18 protein-coding genes and 1 pseudogene are annotated in these 21,490 nt (G+C 75.4%); 13 read left to right on the plus strand and 6 right to left on the minus strand.

From position 1 onward, the window contains the following. Window positions 1-111: 111 nt before the first annotated feature. Window positions 112-1,413 carry a low temperature requirement protein A gene (locus V6V16_RS09120; RefSeq protein ID WP_334561392.1) on the plus strand — a complete coding sequence of 434 codons (1,302 nt, stop codon included), beginning with the start codon at window positions 112-114 and terminating at the stop codon, window positions 1,411-1,413. Window positions 1,414-1,456: 43 nt separating this feature from the next. On the opposite strand, the gene V6V16_RS09125 is transcribed toward V6V16_RS09120, so the two are convergent. The 3 genes from V6V16_RS09125 to V6V16_RS09135 all read right to left on the minus strand — a co-directional run bounded on the left by V6V16_RS09125 (window position 1,457) and on the right by V6V16_RS09135 (window position 5,134). After that, on the minus strand, window positions 1,457-3,283 hold the full coding sequence (locus tag V6V16_RS09125; RefSeq protein ID WP_334561393.1) for an AMP-dependent synthetase/ligase: 1,827 nt from the start codon (window positions 3,281-3,283) through the stop codon (window positions 1,457-1,459). Window positions 3,284-3,423: 140 nt separating this feature from the next. Beyond that, window positions 3,424-4,308, minus strand: coding sequence for a terpene synthase family protein (locus tag V6V16_RS09130; RefSeq protein ID WP_334561394.1), 885 nt, complete (start codon window positions 4,306-4,308; stop codon window positions 3,424-3,426). Window positions 4,309-4,504: 196 nt separating this feature from the next. Beyond that, a complete protein-coding gene (locus V6V16_RS09135) occupies window positions 4,505-5,134 on the minus strand; it encodes a TIGR03085 family metal-binding protein (protein WP_334561395.1) in 630 nt (209 codons plus the stop codon). A gap of 148 nt (window positions 5,135-5,282) precedes the next feature. On the opposite strand from V6V16_RS09135, the gene V6V16_RS09140 reads away from it, so the two are divergent. Beyond that, window positions 5,283-7,154: an ABC transporter ATP-binding protein gene (locus tag V6V16_RS09140; protein ID WP_334561396.1), complete on the plus strand. Its 1,872-nt coding sequence runs from the start codon at window positions 5,283-5,285 to the stop codon at window positions 7,152-7,154. A gap of 55 nt (window positions 7,155-7,209) precedes the next feature. Next, window positions 7,210-9,000 (plus strand): ABC transporter ATP-binding protein, encoded by a 1,791-nt coding sequence (locus V6V16_RS09145; RefSeq protein WP_442934052.1) that lies wholly within the window; start codon window positions 7,210-7,212, stop codon window positions 8,998-9,000. Between the two features lie 116 nt (window positions 9,001-9,116). Here the strand turns inward: V6V16_RS09145 and rpsD are convergent, their stop codons facing one another. Then, window positions 9,117-9,728 (minus strand): 30S ribosomal protein S4, encoded by a 612-nt coding sequence (gene rpsD, locus V6V16_RS09150; RefSeq protein WP_334561397.1) that lies wholly within the window; start codon window positions 9,726-9,728, stop codon window positions 9,117-9,119. A gap of 68 nt (window positions 9,729-9,796) precedes the next feature. Here rpsD and V6V16_RS09155 point away from each other — a divergent pair, with 68 nt between their 5' ends. From V6V16_RS09155 to V6V16_RS09175, 5 genes and pseudogenes are all read left to right on the plus strand, one after another. Next, complete coding sequence (locus tag V6V16_RS09155; protein WP_334561398.1) at window positions 9,797-10,555, plus strand: DUF2470 domain-containing protein; 759 nt, start codon at window positions 9,797-9,799, stop codon at window positions 10,553-10,555. A gap of 289 nt (window positions 10,556-10,844) precedes the next feature. Continuing rightward, a pseudogene (locus V6V16_RS09160) lies at window positions 10,845-11,441 on the plus strand (phosphoribosyl-AMP cyclohydrolase); the annotation flags it as partial. A gap of 180 nt (window positions 11,442-11,621) precedes the next feature. Beyond that, window positions 11,622-12,059, plus strand: a complete 438-nt coding sequence (gene hisI, locus V6V16_RS09165; protein ID WP_334561461.1) for a phosphoribosyl-AMP cyclohydrolase — start codon at window positions 11,622-11,624, stop codon at window positions 12,057-12,059. Continuing rightward, the gene (locus V6V16_RS09170; RefSeq protein WP_334561399.1) at window positions 12,056-13,666 is read left to right on the plus strand and encodes an anthranilate synthase component I; all 1,611 of its coding nucleotides are present in this window, start codon (window positions 12,056-12,058) and stop codon (window positions 13,664-13,666) included. The genes hisI and V6V16_RS09170 overlap by 4 nt, the downstream gene beginning before the upstream one ends. Then, window positions 13,663-14,283, plus strand: coding sequence for a Trp biosynthesis-associated membrane protein (locus V6V16_RS09175; RefSeq protein WP_442934053.1), 621 nt, complete (start codon window positions 13,663-13,665; stop codon window positions 14,281-14,283). The genes V6V16_RS09170 and V6V16_RS09175 overlap by 4 nt, the downstream gene beginning before the upstream one ends. 11 nt (window positions 14,284-14,294) lie before the next feature. Here the strand turns inward: V6V16_RS09175 and V6V16_RS09180 are convergent, their stop codons facing one another. After that, entirely contained in the window at window positions 14,295-14,552 is a 258-nt protein-coding gene (locus tag V6V16_RS09180) for a hypothetical protein (protein ID WP_334561401.1), read from the minus strand. A gap of 488 nt (window positions 14,553-15,040) precedes the next feature. Between V6V16_RS09180 and trpC the strand changes: the two genes are divergently transcribed. From trpC to V6V16_RS09205, 5 genes are all read left to right on the plus strand, one after another. Then, the gene (gene trpC, locus V6V16_RS09185) at window positions 15,041-15,844 is read left to right on the plus strand and encodes an indole-3-glycerol phosphate synthase TrpC (RefSeq protein ID WP_334561462.1); all 804 of its coding nucleotides are present in this window, start codon (window positions 15,041-15,043) and stop codon (window positions 15,842-15,844) included. A 37-nt stretch (window positions 15,845-15,881) separates the two neighbouring features. Further along, window positions 15,882-17,120, plus strand: a complete 1,239-nt coding sequence (gene trpB, locus V6V16_RS09190; protein WP_334561402.1) for a tryptophan synthase subunit beta — start codon at window positions 15,882-15,884, stop codon at window positions 17,118-17,120. A gap of 4 nt (window positions 17,121-17,124) precedes the next feature. Continuing rightward, the gene (gene trpA, locus V6V16_RS09195) at window positions 17,125-17,928 is read left to right on the plus strand and encodes a tryptophan synthase subunit alpha (RefSeq protein ID WP_334561403.1); all 804 of its coding nucleotides are present in this window, start codon (window positions 17,125-17,127) and stop codon (window positions 17,926-17,928) included. A 214-nt stretch (window positions 17,929-18,142) separates the two neighbouring features. Next, window positions 18,143-19,315: a prolipoprotein diacylglyceryl transferase gene (gene lgt / locus V6V16_RS09200; protein ID WP_334561404.1), complete on the plus strand. Its 1,173-nt coding sequence runs from the start codon at window positions 18,143-18,145 to the stop codon at window positions 19,313-19,315. Between the two features lie 16 nt (window positions 19,316-19,331). Continuing rightward, window positions 19,332-20,519: an FAD-dependent oxidoreductase gene (locus V6V16_RS09205; protein ID WP_334561405.1), complete on the plus strand. Its 1,188-nt coding sequence runs from the start codon at window positions 19,332-19,334 to the stop codon at window positions 20,517-20,519. 24 nt (window positions 20,520-20,543) lie between these two features. Here V6V16_RS09205 and V6V16_RS09210 read toward each other — a convergent pair whose 3' ends face one another. After that, window positions 20,544-21,389 (minus strand): GNAT family N-acetyltransferase, encoded by an 846-nt coding sequence (locus V6V16_RS09210; RefSeq protein WP_334561406.1) that lies wholly within the window; start codon window positions 21,387-21,389, stop codon window positions 20,544-20,546. Window positions 21,390-21,490 lie beyond the last annotated feature (101 nt).

Below are 21,490 nucleotides of genomic sequence, written 5' to 3' on the forward strand. Positions count from 1 at the left end.
GGCCGGTGGGAGGCCGGTCAGCACCCCGGGACCGCGCCGGGCACGCGCCCGAGGCTGCGCGATCGGGCCTGCGCCCGGCCCCCGGGCTGGGAAACTGCGCAGGTGGGAGACGTGGGCGGGATCAGGTGGCCGCGCGGGGTGAGGCCCGGCGCCCCGGGCACCCGCACCACCCGCATCGAGCTCTTCTACGACCTCGTCTTCGTCTTCGCCTTCCTGAACGTGACCACCGTGACGGCCAGCGACCTGACCGGGCGCGGGCTGCTCCAGTGCCTGGTGCTCCTCGCCCTGCTCTGGTGGTGCTGGAGCGGCTTCGCCGCGTTGGGCAACGTGGTCCGCACCGACCAGGGGATCGTGCCGCTGTTCGGCTTCGCCACCTCGGCCGCCGTCTTCGTGCTCGCGCTGAGCCTGCCGAAGGCGTTCGTCGACCGGCCCGGCGGGCTCTCCGGCCCGCTGGTGTTCGCGGTCTGCTACTTCCTGGTCCGAGCGTCCCAGGTGACTCTCTTCCTCTGGGCCGTCCGCACCGACCCGTCGGTGCGTCGACGCCTCCCGATGCTGGCGCTGCCGTTCCTGGTGGCGACGGCGCTCGTCCTCGGCGCCGCGCTGCTGCCGCAGCGCCTCGTCGACGACACGAACTCCTTCGCGCTCCGGCTCGCGTTGTGGGTCGCCGCGCTCGCCGTCGAGTACGGCGCCGGCCTGGCCCAGCACCGCGCCGGGTGGATGGTGCTGTCGGCGGGGCACTGGGCGGAGCGGCACGCGCTGATCATCATGGTGGCGCTCGGCGAGTCGATCATCGCGCTCGGTCTCGGGCCCGGCAGCGGCGCGGCGTCGCTGACCTGGCCGGTGATCATCACGGCGGTCCTCGGCGTCGCGGTGGTCGCGGCGCTGTGGTGGGCGTACTTCGACACGCTCGCCCTCGCCATGGAGCAGGCGCTGCACCGCACCCGCGACCGGCGGGCCCGCGCCGGCCTGGCCCGCGACGTCTACACCTACCTGCACCTGCCGCTGATCGCGGGCGTCATCCTCTTCGCCCTGGGCCTCAAGGGCCTCATCCACGAGGGCGCGGACCCGGAGACGCCGCGCTGGGGGGTGCGGCTGCCCGGCTTCGACCTGCTGGCGCTCTACGGCGGGGTGCTGCTCTACGCGCTCACGTTGATCCTGCTGGGCCGGCGGGCGCTCGGCGCGCCCCGGTGGCCGTCCGCGGCCGGGGCGGCGCTGCTCTTCGTGCTGGTCCCGGTGGCCGCGCGGTTGCCGGAGCTGGTCGCCGTCGTCGTGCTGGCGGTGGTCGCCGTGCTGGCGGTCGCGGCGCAGACCGTCGTCGACGCCCCCCGCCGGCGGCGGGTGCGGCAGGTGGCGTTGGAGGAGCAGCTCGCCTCCGAGGTGGAGCAGACCAGGTGGCGGGGGGAGCACCTGTGAGGCCGGCGGCCCCGCTCCGGGTGCGGGGCCGCCGGCGTCGCGCTCAGAGCTCGGCCAGGGTGCCCGCGTACATCTTCTCGATCTCGGAGGCGAAGTTGCTCTCCACGCCGCGACGCTTGATCTTGAGCGACGGGGTGATCTCGCCGTCCTCGATCGTCAGGTCCCTCGGCAGGATGGCGACCTTCTTGATCGTCTCCCAGCGGTTGAGCTTGCCGTTCAGCTCGGCCACGTACCCCTCGACCATGGTCCGCGCCTCCGGTGAGGCGACGATCTCGGCGTAGTCGCGGCCCTCCAGCGGGGTGCCGGCCGCCCAGCCCTTGATCGCGTCCGGGTCGAGGGTGACCAGCATGGTGCAGTAGTTGCGGGCCTGGCCGACCACCACCGCCTGCGAGGTGTACGGGCAGGTGGCCTTGAACATCCCCTCGATGTGCGAGGGCGCGATGTACTTCCCGCCCGAGGTCTTGACCAGGTCCTTCTTGCGGTCGGTGATCTTCAGGTAGCCGTCGGCGTCCAGCGTGCCGATGTCGCCGGTACGGAAGAAGCCGTCCTCGGTGAACGCGGCGGCGGTCTCCTCCGGCAGGTTGTGGTAGCCGCGCATCACCGGCCGGCCACGCACCAGGATCTCGCCGTCGGTGTCGATCCGGCACTCCAGGTCGCCCATCGCCTTGCCGACCGAGCCGATCCGCAGCCCCGCCGGCGGGTTGACGAAGTTCCCGGCGCTGGTCTCGGTGAGGCCGTAGCCCTCGGAGATGGGCAGGTTCGCCGCGGCGAAGAAGGTGGCGATCTCCGGGCTGAGCGGGGCGGCGCCCGAGACGAGCACCCGGATCCGGCCGCCGAGACGGGCCTGGAGCTTGCTGAACACCAGCTTCTCGGCCACCGCGTACTTCAGCTTCAGCCCGGCCGGGACCGGCCTGCCGGCCTGCTCCAGGGTGACCTTCTCCTTGCCGACCCCGACACCCCAGGCGAAGATCTTCGCCTTCGCGCCGCCGCTGCCCTGCGCGGTGGTCACCGCCTTGTTGTAGACCTTCTCGAAGACCCGGGGCGCGCCGCACATCAGCGTCGGACGGATCACCGAGAGCAGGTCGACCAGCTTCTCCACCCGGCCGTCGACGTACGTCGGCAGGCCCACGTGGATGGCGCCGCAGAGCAGGGTCTTGCCGAACGAGTGGGACAGCGGGAGCCAGAGGTACTGCAGGTCGTCGTCGCGGAGCAGCCCGACCTCGGCCTGCGCGACGCCCTCCCAGCACCAGCCGCCGTGCAGCAGCTCGACGCCCTTGGGGCGCCCGGTCGTGCCGGAGGTGTAGATCAGGGTGGCGAGGTGGTCGGGACCGATCCCGGCCACCAGCCTGTCGATCAGGTCGGGCTCGGCGGCCAGCGCGCGGGCGCCCTGCTCCTCCAGCTCCGCGAGGGTGAGCTGGGGGACGGCGGCGGCCGGGTCGGCGGCGCCGTCGAGGAGTACGACGTGGGTCAGCGCCGGCAGCTCCGCGCCGGCGATCTTGGCCGCCTGGCCGGGGTTCTCGGCGAACAGCACCCGGGAGCCGGAGTCGGCGATGATGTACGTCGCGTCCTCGGGTTCGGTGGTGGGGTAGACGGTGGTGGTGGCGCCGCCCGCGCACATGATGCCGAGGTCGGCGATCACCCAGTCGAGCCGGGTGTTCGCCAGGATCGCGACCGGGTCCTCCAGGCCGACGCCGAGCCCGTGCAGCCCGGCGGCGACCGCCTTGGCGCGGTGGGCCACCTGCTCCCAGGTCAACCAGACCGGCCCGGAGTCGTCGGGGGCCGGGTGGGCGAAGGCGTGGCGGGTGGGGGACGCCGCGACGCGCTTGAGGAACATGTCGGGGATGGAACGGTACGGTACATCGAGAGCCATCGCTGTAGCCGCCTTCGGGGGGTGGAGACGTGATCGCCGTCACGTCGGTGTTCGTTACCGAAGAGTATTGCCTGCACCGGGGCGTCGGCTAGCCCTGTGGATCACGGCTGGGCCACGTCTCGGGTGACGGAACGGCCGAGTCAGGCGTACCGGGCGGCCGCCAGCGACCAGTCGTAGGTGGCCCGGATCCAGTTGCGCCGCGCGGTGACGGCCGAGCGCAGGTCGTCGTCGCCGCTGGCCAGCAGCGCCGCCTCGGTGGTCAGGTACGCGGACAGCGACTCGTTGAACCGGTCGGCGGCCGCCCGCAGGGCCGACGACTCGTCCCGGCCGCTGCGGCCACCGGCGATCACGACGACCAGGTTGTGCACGTCCGCCTGGTCGAGGTTCTCCTTGCCGTAGGAGAAGAGGTCGTTGCACCAGCAGACCAGGTCGGCGGCGAGCAGGTCGAGCGCCACCAGCGCCGGATCGGTGCGGCTGGCGGCGCCGGACAGCGTCCCGATGGCCAGCTCGGTCAGGGCGAAGCTGGGGTGGACCGCGCCGGTGTGCCGGCGCATCTGGACGTACTCGGCCACCTCCGGCACCCGCCCGTGCTCCCGGTTCGCCGCCTCCCAGAGCAGCGCCAGCAGGTAGTCGCGCACGCCGCCGACGAAGCGCAGCAGGAGCGCGGGCGTCCCGGCGGCGCTGACCCGCCGGCACAGGTCGCCCAGCGCCTCGCCGGGTGGGCCGGCGGTGGCGGCGGCGGGCCCGTCGGTCGAGGCCCCGTGCACGTCGAGCACGTCCAGCAGGGCCGCCACGGTTGGCGCCAGCAGGGTGGGGGCGGCGCCGAGGCCGTCCTCGTCGCAGGCGTCGTCCATCACGAACAGCCAGGAGATCAGGTCGGCGAGCAGGCGTAGCCGGTCGGTCGGTCCCTCCGGGCAGGCCCGGCCGGCCAGCCCTGCGGGGTCGGCGCCGCGCAGTCGGCGCAGCCGGTGCCCGCTATTGATCAGCCCCTGGCTGAGCGCCCACTCGATGCTCTGCTGTGCCACCAAGCCCGTGGCGTCGTGTTGGCGCGCGGGAAAGGGGGGTTCCCGTAGCGCCGAGACCGCAAAGGTACGCATGGTGCCCCCTGTCGCGCCGCCCCCCCACGGGCCGGCGCGGGACAGCGTACGGTAGCAGGGATCGGTCGCCGTCGTTGGGGCGAGCCGATTTCAGGATATGGTGTGACCGCTTCCGTACATTCCGTTACATGCCCAGGTCGGTGCCGCGCAGCCGGTCGGCCAGCGCCGCCGCCCCGTCGATCTGCACCCTGGCCACCCGCTGCCGGCCGGAGAGGAACAGCGCCAGCTCGCCGGGCGCCCCGACCAGCCGCAGCGGCTCGCCGCCCCGGCCGACGGAGAGCTCGCCGTAGCCGGGCGCCTGGACGAGGACGCCGGCCGGGAACCGGCGCAGCGCCAACCTGGCCAGCCCGGAGCACCGCCTCCACAGCGCCGCGTGGAGCCCGGCGGGCAGGTCGCGCGGGAGCCAGCCCGGGCCGACCCGGCGCACGTCCTCGTGGTGGATGAAGAACTCGAGCGTGTTGGCCAGCTCGTCGGTGAGCGGGTTGCTGACCGGGCTCCACGCCGGGGGCCGGCGCACCTGGTCGAGCAGGTGCGGCCAGGGCCGGGCGGCGATGCGCAGGCGCACCCGCTCGGCACGGGCGCGCAGCGGCGGGAGCAGGATGCCGCCGGCCGCGTCGGGTCGGCGTTCCCGCAGCACCAGATGGGCCGCGAGGTCGCGGGTGGTCCACCCCTCGTTGACCGTCGGCGCGTCCGGTCCGAGGGTCTGCATCAGGTCGGCGAGCGCCTCGCGCTCCGATCGGGCGTACCGCGGCATGGCACCGATCGTAGGGGCGCGCGGCCGGCGCGGCTCGGCAAGCCGGCCGGGACGGCCGTGACGGCGGACATAGCGGGTCGGGTCGGCGGAGCCGGCCGCGACCGGTAAGGATGAGGGAGACAATGTCGGCCTTACGGCGGGGGAGAGCGTGGCGGGCAGGACGAGTCGGGACGTGCTGGGCCGGGGGCTGGGGGTCCTCGGGCGGGCGATCCGCGAGGAGCCCCGCATCTTCGCCGTCGCGGTGACGGGCAGCGTGCTCTTCGGGGCCATGACGGTGGCCAGCGCCTACGTGGTGGGCGGGGTGGTGGGCGGGGTGGTGGTGCCGGCGATCGACCGCGGCTCGGTCGGCACCGGCGTCCTCGCCCTGGCCGCGACCGCGCTGTTCGGCATCAGCGTGCTGCGCGTGGCCGGCATCGTCGGCCGTCGGCTCGGCGCGGGTTACATGCAGTACCGCCTCCAGGCCGCCTACCGGCGCCGGGTCACCCGCCGCTATCTGCAGCTGCCGCTCTCCTGGCACCAGCGCAACGCCACCGGCACGCTGCTGTCCAACGCCAACTCCGACGTCGAGGCCGCCTGGCAGCCGATCGCGCCGCTGCCGTTCGCGGTCGGCACCCTGGTGATGCTGGTCGGCGCGGTGGCCTCCCTCTTCGTCACCGACTGGGCGCTGGCCCTGGTCGGCCTCGCGGTCTTCCCGGCGCTCTTCGCGCTCAACGTCGCCTACTCCCGCCGGATGGCGCCCCGCCAGGCCCGGGCCCAGCGGCTGCGCGCCGAGGTCAGCGGCATCGCCCACGAGAGCTTCGACGGTGCCCTGGTGGTCAAGACGATGGGTCGCGAGGCGCAGGAGACCGACCGGTTCGCCGCCCGCGCGAGGGAGCTGCGCGACTCACTGGTGGCGGTCGGGCGGCTGCGGGGCGTGTTCGACCCGCTGCTGGAGACCCTGCCCAGCCTCGGCACCCTCGCCGTGCTGGTGGTCGGCACGGTCCGGCTGCGCCAGGGCGCGATCACCGTCGCCGAGCTGATCAGCGTCGCCTTCCTCTTCACGGTGCTGGCCTTCCCCGTACGGGCCATCGGCTGGGTGCTGGCCGAGCTGCCGCGCAGCGTCGCCGGCTGGGACCGGATCCGCCGGGTGCTCGACGCCACCGGCGAGATGCCGTACGGCGACACGACGCTCGATCCGGCCGAGGCCGCGCCGGCCCGCCTGACCTTCGCCGGCGTGCGGTTCGGCTACGAACCGGCCGAGGCGCACCTGCCCGGCACGGAGGTGCTCGGCGAGGTCTCCTTCACCGTGCCCGCCGGGAAGGTCGTCGCGCTGGTCGGGCCGACCGGCTCCGGCAAGTCGACGATCGCCGCGCTGGCCGTGCGGCTGGTCGACGCCGAGGCCGGCACGGTCAGCCTGGACGGGGTGGACGTCCGCCGGCTCACCTCCGCCTCGCTGACCGGCACCGCCGCGCTGGTCGGTCAGGTGCCGTTCGTCTTCGACGACACGGTGCGCGCCAACGTCGGACTGGACCGGCCGGGCGTCGGCGACGAGGAGGTCTGGGCCGCGTTGCGGCTGGCCGAGGCGGACGGCTTCGTCGCCGCCCTGCCCGACGGCCTCGACACGATGGTCGGCGAGCGGGGCACCTCGCTCTCCGGCGGCCAGCGGCAGCGGCTCACCCTGGCCCGCGCCCTCGCCGGCAGGCCGCGCCTGCTGGTCCTCGACGACGCGACGAGCGCCGTCGACCCCCGGGTGGAGGCGGCCATCCTGGCCGGGCTGCGCTCCTCGACGGGGGCGCCGCCCGCGTCGATCCTGGTGGTCGCCTACCGGCGGGCCACCATCGCGCTGGCAGACGAGGTGGTCTACCTGGAGCACGGCCGGGTGGTCGCCCGCGGCCCGCACTCCGAGCTGCTGGCCACCGTGCCGGGCTACGCCGACCTGGTCACCGCCTACGAGCAGGCCGAGGTCGACCACACCAAGGACGAGACGCCCGCCGAGGTGGCCCCGCTGCCGTCGGGCCTGGAGATCGAGGTTGACCGGTGAGCGCGAGGAGCGCAGCGAAGCGGAGTCCCGCAGTCGCGAGCGAAAGGCATGCCCGGTGACCGCCCCCACATCCACCTCCGCCGACCCGGTGGAGGAGCCCGAGACGACCTGGCAGACGCTGCGCCGGGGGCTGGCGCTCTCCCCGGAGCTGCGGGTCGGCCTGGCCGGGACGCTCGGCCTGGCTCTGGTCTACATGGTCGGCCGGGCGGCCGTGCCGGTGGCGGTGCAGCAGGGCATCGACAACGGCATCGTCGGCGGGCTGAACCTGACGGTGGTCTGGACGGTGGTCGCCGTCACGGCCGGGGTGCTCGTGGTGACCACGTTCTGCGGTTACCTGATGATGCGCCGGCTCTTCACGGTCAGCGAGACCGCGCTGGCCAACGTGCGGGTACGGGCCTTCCGGCACGTGCACGACCTGTCCATGCTGCACCAGCAGTCCGAGCGGCGCGGTTCGCTGGTCTCCCGGGTCACCAGCGACGTCGACCAGATCACCCAGTTCCTCCAGTGGGGCGGGGTGATCCTGGTGGTCAACCTCGGTCAGCTGGCGATCACCACGCTGGTCATGTTCGCGTACTCCTGGCAGCTGACCCTGGTGGTCTTCGCCGCCTTCCTGCCCGCCGTGTTCGTGATCCGGCTGCTCCAGCGTCGCCTCGCCGGGGCGTACGGGGTGGTGCGGCAGCGCACCGGGGCGCTGCTCGGCGCGATCGGGGAGAGCGTGGTCGGCGCACCGGTGATCCGGGCGTACGGGATCTCCGGGCGGACCGCCCGGCGGCTCGACGAGGCGATCGACGGCCAGCGGCGGGCCCAGCAGCGGGCGATCAGGATCAGCATCATGGGCAGCTCGGTCGGCGAGCTGGCCGCCGGGCTGGCGCTGGCCGGCGTGGTGGTGCTCGGGGTGACCCTCGGCGCCGACCGCACCCTGAGCGTCGGCGAGGTGACCGCCTTCCTCTTCCTGGTCACGCTCTTCATCCAGCCGGTGCAGATCGCCACCGAGGTGCTCAACGAGGCGCAGAACGCCGTCGCCGGGTGGCGGCGGGTGCTGGACGTGCTGGATGTCGCGCCCGACGTCGCCGACCCGGGCGAGCAGGGGCGTGAGCTGCCGGCGGGCCCGCTGGACATCCGCTTCGCCGGGGTGCGCTTCGCCTACCCGGGCGGCCCGCCGGTGCTGCACGACGTCAGCCTGGAGATCCCCGCGAAGAGCCGGGTGGCGGTGGTGGGCGAGACCGGCAGCGGCAAGACCACCTTCGCCAAGCTGCTGACCCGGTTGATGGACCCGACCGCCGGCCAGGTGCTGCTCTCCGGGGTGCCGCTGGAGCGAGTCCGGTTCGACTCGCTGCGCGCGCGGGTGGTGATGGTGCCGCAGGACGGTTTCCTCTTCGACGCGACGGTGGCGGAGAACGTCCGCTTCGCCCGCCCCGAGCTCACCGACGAGCAGCTGACGGCGGCCTTCACCGAGCTGGGGCTGGTCGACTGGCTGGAGGCGCTCCCCTCCGGGCTGCGCACGCCGGTGGGGGAGCGGGGGGAGGCGCTCAGCGTCGGCGAGCGGCAGCTGGTGGCGTTGGCCCGCGCGTACGTGGCCGACCCGGACCTGCTGGTGCTGGACGAGGCGACCAGCGCGGTCGACCCGGCCACCGAGGTGCGGCTGCAACGCACCCTGGACGCGGTCACCCGGGGGCGCACCACGCTCGCCATCGCGCACCGGCTCTCCACGGCGCAGGCCGCCGACGAGGTGATCGTCGTCGACCGGGGCCGGATCGTGCAGCGCGGCCCGCACGACGAGCTGGTCCGCGATCCAGAGTCGATCTACGGCCTGCTCTACGCCTCCTGGCTGGAGCAGACCCGCTGACCGGCGCGGCGAGCGGCCGCCGGCCCGGCCGGCCGGCGCGCTGAGGCGGCCGACCGGGGGGCCGGCCGGACGCCACCCCGCCGGCCCGTCCGGGTGGACGGGTCGGGCGCGCCGGGTCAGCGGGAGTAGAACTCCACGACCAGTTGCTCGTCGCAGATGACCGGCACCTCGTGCCGGGCGGGCTCGCGCAGCAGCGTGGCCCGCAGCTCGGCCAGCTCCACCGACAGGTACGGCCGGGCCGGCCCCTCGGCGGCGTTGGCGCCGGCGGCGGCGAGCTGGAACGGCAGGGCGGCGCGGCTGCGTTCGCGGACGGCCACCACCTGCCCCGGCCGCAGCCGGTACGACGGGCGGTCCACCTTGCGCCCGTCGACGGTGAAGTGGCCGTGCGCGACGAGCTGCCGCGCCTGGTAGACGCTGCGGGCCAGCCCGGCCCGGTGCACCACGGCGTCGAGCCGCCGCTCCAGCAGGGCGACCAGACCCTCGCCGGTCTTGCCCGCGGCCCGGGCGGCCTCGTCGAAGGTCCGCCGCAGCTGGGTCTCGCTGACGTTGTACTGGTGGCGCAGGCGCTGCTTCTCCAGCAGCCGCACCTGGTAGTCCGAGGTCTTGCGCCGCTGGCGGCCGTGCACGCCGGGCGGGAAGGGGCGCCGCTCGAGATACCGCGCGCACTTGCGGGTCAGCGGGATGCCGAGGGCGCGGGAGAGTCGGGCCTTGGGCCTGGGGTGGTTCACGCTGGACGTCTCCGATCCGGTGCTCTAGTCTCCGAGTTAGGTAAGGCTAACCTACGAAGGAGTCGTTCATGCGGCCCAGCCCGGCGGAAGTCGTCCGCACCCTCGTCTCGGGCCGGCTGCCCGGCCTCGCCCACGTCGCGCACCGGCCCGGCCCGCACCAGATCCGGCACGTCACCGACCCGGACGGGCGGGTGCTGCTGCTGGTGCCCGTGGTCAGCGACCTCGCCGCCGCGCTGCGCCCCGCCGACGGGGAGGCCGAGATCGCGCTGGTGCTGGACGTGCTGGACCTGCCCCCGGCCGCCGGTGCGCCGAGCCTCGGTCGCGCCTGGGTCTCCGGCTGGGCGGCCCGGCTGGAGGGTGCCGAGGAGCGCCGCGCCGCCCTGGACTTCGCGGCCGTGGAGCCGACGGGCGACCTGCTCGACGTGGGTACCCGGTTCCGGCTGCACCGCTTCGAGGTGGTCGAGGCCCGCTGGGAACGCGGCGACTCCGTACGCCGGATCGATCCCGAGGCGTACGCCGAGGCCGAGCCCGACCCGCTGCACCCGGTCGAGGCCGAGCTGCTGGCCGACCTCACCGAGCACCACGCCGCCGAGGTGGCGGGATACCTGCGCCGCCAGCTCGGCCTCGCCGCCGGCGCCCCCGACACGGCGCCGCGGGTGGTCCGGATCGACCGGTACGGACTGCTGGTCTCCCACGGCCGGCCCGGCGCCCGCCGCCGCGTCCGGCTGGCGTTCCCGCACCCGCTGGCCGGCCGGGCGGAGCTGACCCGGCTCCTGCACCCGCTGGTCCGCCGGCACGTCCAGTCCCGGCACGCGGACCACGCCTGACCGGAGGTCGCCGCCCGTTCGGCCGGCGAAGACCCGCCGAGTCCGCCCGTCAGGTGCCGCTGCGCGCCGGCGCGGTACCCCGAGGCGGCGACGAGATCGGTCGGGCATTAGCCTTCGGACCGGACAGTGGGTCCGGCAACGGGCATCAGGCGTGGCATCGGGCATTGCGCCCTGATCGGGCGTGCGGCACGATGACGCCGTGGGTCACGCTGTGTCACCGGACGAGGGGTTCCTTGGCGACTGGGCCGCCCGGCTGCGAACCGGCGCCGAGCAGCCCGTGGTCGGCATCATGCTGCGCGGCAGCCACGCCCGGCGGGCCGCCACCGCGCACAGCGACGTCGACGTCGACGTGCTGCTCGCCGGCGCCCCGTACGCCGCCCGCCGGGCGTACCTCGCGGAGCACGGCGGCCGGCTGACCCATGTCTCGGTGGCCGCCCGCGACGTCCGCTCCTGGCTGGCCCGCCTCGGTGAGCCCGCCGACTGGGCCTTCGGGCTGCCGGTGACGGCGCCGGCCCGGCTGCTCTGGGCGGACCCGCACTGGCGGTCCCGGATCGACCTGCCGGTGCTCTGCCAGCCCGCCGGCGAGCCGCAGCTGGAGGAGCTGATCGCGACGCTCGGTAAGGTGGCGGGCGCGCGGGACGCCGACGACCACGACGGCGTCCGACTGGCCGCCGCCGACCTGGCCCGGCTCTGCCCCTCCGTGCTGCGGCTGGCCAATCCCACGGTCCGGGTGGCGTCCCGCCGGGCGGCCTTCGCCGCCGCCCTCGACCTGCCGGTGGCGCCGCCGCACTACCGGGAGGACCTGCTGCTCTGCCTCGGGCTGCGGCCCGGCTCCGTCGGCCAGCTCTGCGCCGCCGCCGCCCGGCTGGTCACGGGCACCCTGCCGCTGATCCGCCCGTACGCCGCCGAGGTCGCGCGGGCAGCCGGCGCGGACCTGGCCGACGCCCTGCTCGACGGCCGGCTGGACCGCTACGTCGCGCAGCTGACCCGGCCCGCCGGCCGGCCGCCGTGCCCCCGGCGGGAGCCGGCACCGGTACCCGGCCCGCGTGCGGGACAATGGGTCACTGTGCCCGTACCTGACGCGCCCGTGACCGGCGCCCACCCCAGTCCGCAGGAGCCCTCGGCCGACGGCCCGGCGCGTCCGTCCCGGCTCGACCCCGCCATCGCCGCCCGGCTGCGCCGCACCTCCGACGGCCTGGTGGCCGCCGTGGTCCGCCAGCACGACTCCGGCGAGGTGCTGATGGTCGCCTGGATGGACGACGAGGCGCTGCACCGCACCCTGACCACCGGCCGGGCCACCTACTGGTCGCGCAGCCGCCGGGAGTACTGGGTGAAGGGCGCCACCTCCGGGCACCACCAGTACGTCCGCTCGGTCGCCCTGGACTGCGACGGCGACGCGCTGCTGGTCGACGTCGAACAGGTCGGCGCGGCGTGCCACACGGGCGAACGCACCTGCTTCTTCACCGAGCTGCCGGTCGGCGGGGGCGGGACGGGGGGCCGGTGAGCACGCGGGGCGCGACACCGGCCGGTCCGACGCCCGCCAACGGCGGGAGGGCCCGGACCGACGGCGCGGCCAGCCCGGACCCGGCCACCTTCGCCGAGCTGGCCGCCCGCTGGCGGGTCGTCCCGGTCACCCGGCGGCTGCTCGCCGACGCGGAGACCCCGGTCGGCGTCTACCGCAAGCTCGCCGGCGGGCCGGGCACGTTCCTGCTGGAATCCGCCGAGCAGGGCGTCGGCTCGGCCGGGACGGCCTGGTCGCGCTACTCCTTCATCGGCGTACGCAGCAGCGCCACGCTGACCGAGCGCGACGGCACCGCCGTGTGGACGGGGCAGCCGCCCGCCGGGCTGCCCACCTCCGGCGACCCGGTCCTGGTGCTGCGCGAGACCGTCGCGGCGCTCGCCGGCCCGGCCGGGGACGAGGCCAGCGGCATGCCGCCGCTGACCGGCGGGATGGTCGGCTACCTGGGCTACGAGCTGATCCGGCGCTTCGAGCGGCTGCCCGAGCTGACCGAGGACGACCTCAAGGTGCCCGAGCTGGGCATGATGCTCGCCACCGACCTGGTGGTGCTGGACCACTACGACGGCTCGGCGATCCTGGTGGCCAACGCGGTCCTGCCGCCGCTGACCGAGCCGGACCGCGACGCCCGGGTGGCGGCCGCGTACCACCACGCGGTCGGCCGGCTCGACGCGATGACCACCGCGCTGTCCCGCCCGATCCCGCCGATGGTCTCGACGGTCGACCGGCCGCCGGCGGGGGAGGTGCGCAGCCGGACGCCGGAGGGCGGCTACCCGAAGGCGGTCGAGGCGGCCAAGGAGGCGATCCGGGCCGGCGAGTGCTTCCAGATCGTGCTGGCCCAGCGGTTCGAGCGGCAGACCCACGCCGACCCGCTGGACGTCTACCGGGTGCTGCGCACGACGAACCCCAGCCCGTACATGTACCTGCTGCGCTTCGACGGCTTCGACATCGTCGGGTCCTCGCCGGAGGCGCACCTCAGGGTGACCGCCGACGCCCAGGGCCGGCGGCGGGCGCTGCTGCACCCGATCGCCGGCACCCGGCCGCGCGGCGGCACCCCGGAGGCGGACGCCCGGCTCGCCGCGGAACTGCTCGCCGACCCGAAGGAACGGGCCGAGCATGTGATGCTGGTCGACCTGGGCCGCAACGACCTGGGCCGGGTCTGCCGCCCCGGCAGCGTGGAGGTGCCGGAGTTCGCCACCATCGAGCGCTACAGCCACGTCATGCACATCGTCTCGACCGTGGTCGGCACGCTGCGCGAGGACCGCACCGCCTTCGACGCGCTGGCCGCGACCTTCCCCGCCGGCACCCTCTCCGGCGCGCCGAAGGTGCGGGCAATGGAGATCATCGAGGAGCTGGAACCGGTCCGGCGCGGCCTCTACGGCGGCACGGTGGGCTACTTCGGCTTCGGCGGCGACCTGGACATGGCGATCGCCATCCGCACCGCGCTGATGCGCGACGGCCGGGCGTACGTGCAGGCCGGGGCGGGAGTGGTGGCCGACTCCGATCCGGCCGCCGAGGACCAGGAGACCCGGAACAAGGCCGCCGCCGTGCTCGCCGCCATCGCCGCGGCCGAGACCCTCCGGCCCGCCCGGTGACGGCCGCCGGGTCGCGCGACCGGGAACCGGGGACGACCGCCGTGGCGGGCGCGCGGGCCGGCGCGGGCCGGCGCGAGCTGACGTACGCGGTGCTGCTCTGCGTGGCGGGCGCGGGCCTCGCGCTGTGGGCGTCGACCCGCACCTGGGCGGTCGAACTGACGGCCCGTCCCACGCCGCTGCCGCCGGTACGTGACGCGCGCACGGGCGCCGGCCTGCTGCCCTGGCTGCCGGCGCTGGCGCTGGTCGGGCTGGCCGGGGGCGGCGCGGTGCTCGCCACCCGGGACCGGGCGCGGCGGCTGCTGGGCGGGCTGCTCTGCGGGCTCGGCGCGGCGGTGGCGCTCGGCGGCGGCTACGGCCTCGTCGCCGCCTTCGACGGCACGGTCAGCCGGCACTGGCCGGCGCTCTGCCTGCTCGGCGGGGTGCTCGCCGGCGTGGGCGGGCTGCTGACGGCGCTGCGTGGCCGGGGATGGCCGGCGATGGGTGCCCGTTACGAGCGGCGGCCGCCGGAGGGCGACGCACGCCCGGTGCCGCCGGGCGAGGGCGGCCGGGTCACCGGCCGGCAGACCACGGAGGCGTGGGACGCGCTGGACCGCGGCGAGGACCCGACGGCCGGCTGACCGGCCGGTGGTCAGCCGACCGGCTGGCGCTCGCGGGCGGCGGCGCGCGCGGCGGTCAGCTCCGCCATCAGGCGGTCGAGCTCGGCCCGCTGCTCGGCCCGGGCGCGGTCGGCGCAGACCGCCTCCCAGGCGTTGCCGCGCGCGGTGCGCATCCGGGCCTCGCCGACCACCGCCCGCTCAAGGGTGTGCACCACGCCGACGGCGAGCGACGCGACGGTGCGCGAGATGGTCGTCAGTCCGATGGTCTGGTTGGGCTCGACAGTGCTCATGATCACCCCGCACGGAGATCGTTGCTGGCGGTCGGACAGGCGCGTCATCGAGTCTGCCCGAGAAAGATGCTGGCCGGTTCACGTTTCGCCGTGGTGACCAACACGTCAAATCTGCCGCCGGGGCCGCGACCAGGCAAAGGGCCGTTCGACCTTGAGGTGGGTCACAGCATCGACGCGCGTCGGTGCCTACCGCGCCCGGGCGCCCGGGCGCGCCAGGGGATAGGATCATGTCGATGCCCGGGAGGCGCGGGCGGGGGCGGCGGGTGGCGTTCGTCGATGGGGGTGATTGCCCTGGGTGACAATCCGTTCACCGGAGGTCGGCCATTATGCCCCAGCCCATCTCGTGAGGAACGCCATACCCCCGGCGCCTGTCGCCAGGTGGCGCCCCCTAGCATCGGCCCATGACACCCGGAGAGGGGAGTCCGATGGTGACTGCTGAGCATGCGCACGCGGAGGGGGACGAGGCCGGTTCGGCGGCGTCCGTAGGCGTGCTCGACGAGATCCTGGCCGGCGTGCGTGAGGACGTGGCCCGGCGACAGGAACAGGTTCCGCTGGAGCGGATCCGCGAACTGGCCGCCGCCGCGCCGCCGCCGCTGGACGCGTACGCGGCCCTGCGCAAGCCCGGCGTCGCCGTGATCGCCGAGGTGAAGCGCTCCTCGCCGTCCAAGGGGCGGCTGGCCGAGATCACCGACCCGGCCGACCTGGCCGGCGACTACGCCGCCGGCGGGGCGCGGGTGATCAGCGTGCTCACCGAGGGGCGCTGGTTCGGCGGCTCGCTCGACGACCTGGCGGCCGTCCGCGCCGCCGTCAACATCCCGGTGCTGCGCAAGGACTTCGTGGTCTCCAGCTACCAGGTGCACGAGGCCCGCGCGCACGGCGCCGACCTGGTGCTGCTGATCGTCGCCGCCCTGGAGCAGAACGCCCTCGTCGGCCTGCTGGAGCGGATCGAGTCGCTGGGCATGACCGCGCTGGTCGAGGTCCACGACGAGGACGAGGCGGACCGCGCACTGGAGGCCGGTGCCCAGGTCATCGGGGTCAACGCCCGCAACCTGCGTACCCTCGAGGTCGACCGCTCGGTGTTCGAGCGGATCGCGCCCGGGCTGCCCAGCAGCGTCGTCAAGATCGCTGAGTCGGGGGTGCGCGGCCCGCACGACCTGATCCGGTACGCCTCGGCGGGCGCCGACGCGGTCCTGGTCGGCGAGGGCCTGGTCACGCAGAAGAGCCCCCGCGAGGCGGTGGCCGAGCTGGTCAACGCCGGCAACCACCCGGCCACGCCCCGCCCGGTGCGCTGATCCCGCGCCGGCCCGCCAGCACCGAGAGGACGATGCCATGAGCGCCGACGCGCCGGCCGCCCCGGCCGGCCCACTGCCTGACCCGGCCGGTCACTTCGGCCGGTTCGGGGGCCGGTTCGTACCCGAGGCGCTGGTCGCGGCGCTCGACGAGCTGGACGCCGCGCACCGCGCGGCGATGGCCGACGAGTCGTTCCGGGCCGAGTTCTCCGCCCTGCTGCGCGACTACGCCGGCACCCCGTCGCTGCTCTACGCGGCCCGGCGGTTCTCGGCCAAGGTGGGGGCGCGGGTGCTGCTCAAGCGGGAGGACCTGAACCACACCGGGGCGCACAAGGTCCGCAACGTGCTCGGGCAGGCGCTGCTGACCAGGCGGATGGGCAAGCGCCGGGTGATCGCGGAGACCGGCGCCGGCCAGCACGGCGTCGCCACCGCCACCGCCGCCGCCCTGTTCGACCTCGACTGCGTGGTCTACATGGGCCAGGTCGACACCGAGCGGCAGGCGCTCAACGTGGCCCGGATGCGGATGCTCGGCGCCACCGTCGTCCCCGTCGTCAACGGCTCGCGCACCCTCAAGGACGCGATGAACGAGGCGATGCGCGACTGGGTCGCCAACGTCGACGACACCCACTACCTGATCGGCACCGCCGCCGGCCCGCACCCGTTCCCGGCGATGGTCCGCGACTTCGTCCGCGGCATCGGCGACGAGGCGCGCCAGCAGTGCCTCGACCTCGCCGGCGGGCTGCCCGACGCGGTCACCGCCTGCGTCGGCGGCGGCTCCAACGCGCTGGGCATCTTCCACGCCTTCGTCGGCGACCCCGACGTGCGGCTGTACGGCTTCGAGGCCGGCGGCGACGGCGTGGAGACCGGCCGGCACGCCGCCAGCATCACCGGCGGCTCCGCCGGGGTGCTGCACGGCACCCGCACGTACGTGCTCCAGGACGACGACGGGCAGACCTGCGAGTCGCACTCGATCTCCGCCGGGCTGGACTACCCGGGCGTCGGGCCCGAGCACGCCTGGCTGCACGACAGCGGCCGCGCGACCTACCTGCCGGTGAACGACGACGAGGCGATGGCCGCGTTCGAGTTGCTCTGCCGGACCGAGGGCATCATCCCGGCGATCGAGAGCGCGCACGCGCTCGCCGGCACCCTCAAGGTCGCCCCGAAGCTCGCCGCCGAGCTGGGCCGGGAGCCGACGATCGTCGTCAACCTCTCCGGCCGGGGCGACAAGGACGTGCACACCGCCGGTGACTACTTCGGCATCCTCGACAAGGAGCGGTGAGAACGTGAGCCGGATCGGGGTGGCCTTCGACAAGGCCCGCGCCGACGGGCGGGCCGTGCTGGTCGGCTGCATGCCGGCCGGGTTCCCGACCGTCGAGGGCAGCATCGCCGCGATGACCGCGATGGTCGAGGCGGGCGTCGACGTGATCGAGGTGGAGATCCCGTACTCCGACCCGGTGATGGACGGCCCGGTGATCCAGAAGGCCAGCGACATCGCGCTCGCCGGTGGCGTACGCACCCGGGACACGCTGCGCGTCATCGAGGCGGTCGCGGCCACCGGGGCGCCCGTGGTCACGATGACCTACTGGAACCCGGTCGAGCGCTACGGCGTCGACGCGTTCGCGCGCGACCTCGCCGCGGCGGGGGGCACCGGCCTGATCACCCCGGACCTGATCCCCGAGGAGGCCGGCGAGTGGCTCGCCGCCTCCGACGCGTACGGGCTGGACCGCACCTTCCTCGTCTCGCCGTCCTCCACGGACGCGCGACTGGCGATGACCGTCGGGCACTGCCGGGGCTTCGTCTACGCCACCGCCATCATGGGCGTCACCGGCGCCCGGGCGCGGAACTCCGACGCCGCCCCGGTCCTGGTCTCCCGGGTGCGGGAGGTCACCGACCTGCCGGTCGGCGTCGGGCTGGGCGTCGGCACCGGTGCGCAGGCCGGCACGGTCGCCGGGTACGCCGACGGCGTCATCGTCGGCAGCGCCCTGATCCGCTGCCTGCTCGACGCGCCGGACGAGGCCGCCGGCCTGGCCGCCCTGCGCACGCTGAGCGCCGAACTCGCCCAAGGCGTCCGCACCCCCACCCCCTAACCCCCCCCGCCCCCCACCCCCCTCAAGCGCGATCTTGCGCTTTGCGCCCGTCGGTGGGGGCGAATGTCGGCTTTGCCCGGGCGGTAAGTGCAAGATCGCCGGGGCGGGGTCGACGCGCGGCGCGCGGGGGCCGGGGCGGGAGCGGGCGGGCGGAAGTGGGAGGCCGTGGACCGGGGTGCCACGGACCGGGGTCGCGGCGGTAGCGTGTGCACCCGTGACTCTCGCCTCGCTGAGCCCCCAGGCGGCCCTGCCCAGCCCCAGCACCGCCGTCTGGCAGCTCGGACCGGTGCCGATCCGGGCGTACGCGCTGTGCATCATCCTCGGCATCGTGGTGGCCTGCTGGGTCACCGAGCGGCGGCTGCGCCAGCGGGGCGTCGCCCCCGGCGCGGTCCTCGACATCGCGGTCTGGGCGGTGCCGGCCGGCATCATCGGCGCCCGCATCTACCACGTGATCACCTCGCCCGAGAAGTACTTCGGCACCGGCGGCGACCCGCTGAAGGCGCTCGCCATCTGGGAGGGCGGCCTCGGCATCTGGGGCGCGGTGGCCGGCGGGGCCGTCGGCGCGTGGCTCGCGGCCCGGCAGCTCGGCATCCCGTTCGCGGTGGTGGCCGACGCGCTGGCCCCCGGCCTGCCCCTGGCCCAGGCGGTCGGCCGGCTCGGCAACTGGTTCAACAACGAACTCTACGGCGGCCGGACCACGCTGCCGTGGGGGCTGGAGATCCACCGGATGGACCCCGACGACCCGGGCCACGCGCTGCGGGACGACGCCGGCCGGCCGATCCTCGAACCGGGGCTCTACCACCCGACGTTCGCCTACGAGCTGCTGTGGAACCTCGGCGTGGCCGCGCTCGTCCTCGCCCTCGACCGCAAGCTCCGCCTCGGCCGGGGACGCGCGTTCGCCCTCTACGTGATGGGCTACACGGTCGGGCGGTTCTGGATCGAGTTGATGCGCACGGACGAGGCGAACACCGTCCTCGGCGTACGCCTGAACGTCTGGACCGCCGCTCTGGTCTTCCTCGGCGCCCTGGCCTACTTCGTGCGGGTGCGCGGGCCCCGGGAATACCTCGTCCCGGTCGGCGCCGCCGCGCCGTCGGAGCCGGCCGCCGGATCCGACGTCTCGCAGGTCGACCTCTCCGCGGGCGAGGCCGGCTCCCGGCCGGCCGCGCCCGAGGGCTACCGCGTGGTCGGCGAGGAGGAGTACCGGCGCTGGCGGGAGACCGGCGAGGCGCCGGCCGAGCCGGGCGGGCAGGTGCCGCCCGCCGCGACGCCGGAGGTGACGGGCGGAGCCCGGGCCGACGACGGCGGCGCCGCGTCCGTCGGGCCCGGCGAGGGCCCGCAGGACCGCGCCGGGGCCACGGACTCCCGGCCCACGGACCGCGACAGCTGAAGAGGAGCGAGCCCTCATGCGTAGCGCGGTCGTGGTCGGCGCCGGAATCGGTGGCCTCGCGGTCGCCGGCGCGCTGGCCCGCTCCGGCTGGCGGGTCACCCTGCTGGAGCGGTCGGACCGGGTCCGCCCCGAACCGACCGCGGTGGTGCTCTGGCCCAACGGCGTACGCGCACTGCGCGCCCTCGGCCTCGGCGCCGGCCTCGACGCGATCGCCACGGCGCTGCCCGACGGCGGGATACGCCGCCCGGACGGGCACTGGTTGGTGCAGCCCCGACCGACCCCGCCCGACCGGATGCCGGTGGTGGTGCACCGGGAGGACCTGCACGACGCGCTGATCGCCGGCCTCGGCGACGAGGTCGAGCTGCGCACCGGAGTGACCGTGCGGACCGTCCGCGCGGTGTCGGGCGAGCGCCCCTCGATCGGCGACGGCAGGCACACCGTCGAGGCCGACCTGATCGTCGCCGCCGACGGCACCGACAGCGAGATCCGCCGGCAGCTCGCCCCGGAGTCCGGCGTCGTCAGCTCGGGCTGCGCCGCCTGGCGTGCGGTGATCCCCTGGTACCGGGCCCCGAAGCTGCCCGCCGACCGGCCCGTCGGCGGCGAGGTGCTCGGCGCCGGCTACCGCTTCGTCTCCGCCTCGCTGGGCGAGCGTGGCTCCTCCGGCGCCTCCAGCCGGGGCGGCATCTACTGGGTGGCCACGGCCGCCGGCGCGCCCCGCCCGGAACCGCCGGAGACCCAGCTCGCCCTGCTGCGCCGCTGGTACGCGGGCTGGCCCGCGCCGATCGCCGACCTGCTCGACGCCACCGACCCGGCGGACCTGGTGCAGCAGGAGATCCGCGAGCTGCGTCCGCTGCCGAGGTCGTACGGCTTCCCGGCCGGCCCCGGCGGGGTGGTGCTCCTCGGCGACGCCGCGCACGCCATGCCGCCGCACCTCGGCCAGGGCGCCTGCCTCGCCTTCGAGGACGCCGCCACCCTCGCCTCGCTGCTGCGCGAGTCCCGGCTGCCCGACGCGGTGGTCGCGTACGACCGGACACGTCGGCCCCGGGCGGCGACGGTGGTCCGGCAGACCCGCCGGATGTCGGCGGTGCTCAAGGCCCGGGGCCCGCTGGCGCTGCGCGCCCGCGACGCCGCCCTGGGCGCGCTCAGCCCCCGCCTGCTCTCCTCGGCCGCCACCACGGCCGCCCAGTGGCGCCCCCCGGCCTGACCCCGCCGCCGTGGCCCGGGAGGGTCAGGGGGTGACCGGGGCGGGCTCGGCGATGCAGGCGGTGCCGACCCGGCGGAAGCCGACGCGCAGGTAGACCCGGGCGATGTCCTCGCTGCCCGCGGAGAGGAAGACCAGTTCGGTGCCGGCGGCCAGCAGTTGGCGGGCCAGCGCGGCGGTGACCGCCGCGCCCAGCCCTCGCCGTCGGGCGGCCGGCAGGGTGGCCACGCCGGCGATCTCCGCCACCTCACCGACCCGCATCGCCATCCCGCTGGCCAACGCGCCCTCGGCGGGCGTGCCGGCCAGCGCCGACAGCCGGCGCCCGTCGGCGGTGCGGACCCGCTCCTCGTCGAGCGCCGCGTCGTCCAGCCCGGCCAGGGCGGCGTCGCGCTGCGCCGGGCCGGCCTCGCCGCGCGCGGTGCCGGCCGAGGCGAAGCCGACGGCGGCGACCGCCCCCCGCGCGGCCACGTCCGCCGCGAAGCCGGGCGCCGCCGCGTCGAGCATCCGCACCGGTACGTCCGTGAGGGTGCCCGGGTCGGGCAGAGCGGCCGGGTCGAGCACCATCAGCGGCGCCTCAAGCACCGCCAGCCCCGCCGAGCGGGCCACGGCCAGCAGGCCCGGGGTGGTCTCGTGCACCCACTCGAAGGCCTCGGGCAGGCCCAGCTCGCGCTGCCGCTCGCGTACCGCCGCGACGTCGGCCAGCGACGGCGCCTCGTTGGCGTCGAGCCGGGGCCGGGCGTAGAACGGCCAGCCGGCGCCCTGCCGGACGAACAGCACGAGGCCGCCGTGCTCCTCCGCGCGGGCCGCGTCCCGGGGCACCGCGTCGTAGAAGCGCTCCAGCCGGTCGAAGAGTCCGCTGCGCAGGAGATCCACCGCGCGAGACTACACGTCCCAGACTCTGGAAGGTGTGATCAATCTGCACTGGCCTTGCGCGCCGGACCCTAACGTAGACTCAATAGACCCTTGAGGGCCGA

The sequence above is a fragment of the Micromonospora sp. CPCC 205561 genome, from assembly GCF_036906775.1.
Classification (GTDB): domain Bacteria; phylum Actinomycetota; class Actinomycetes; order Mycobacteriales; family Micromonosporaceae; genus Micromonospora.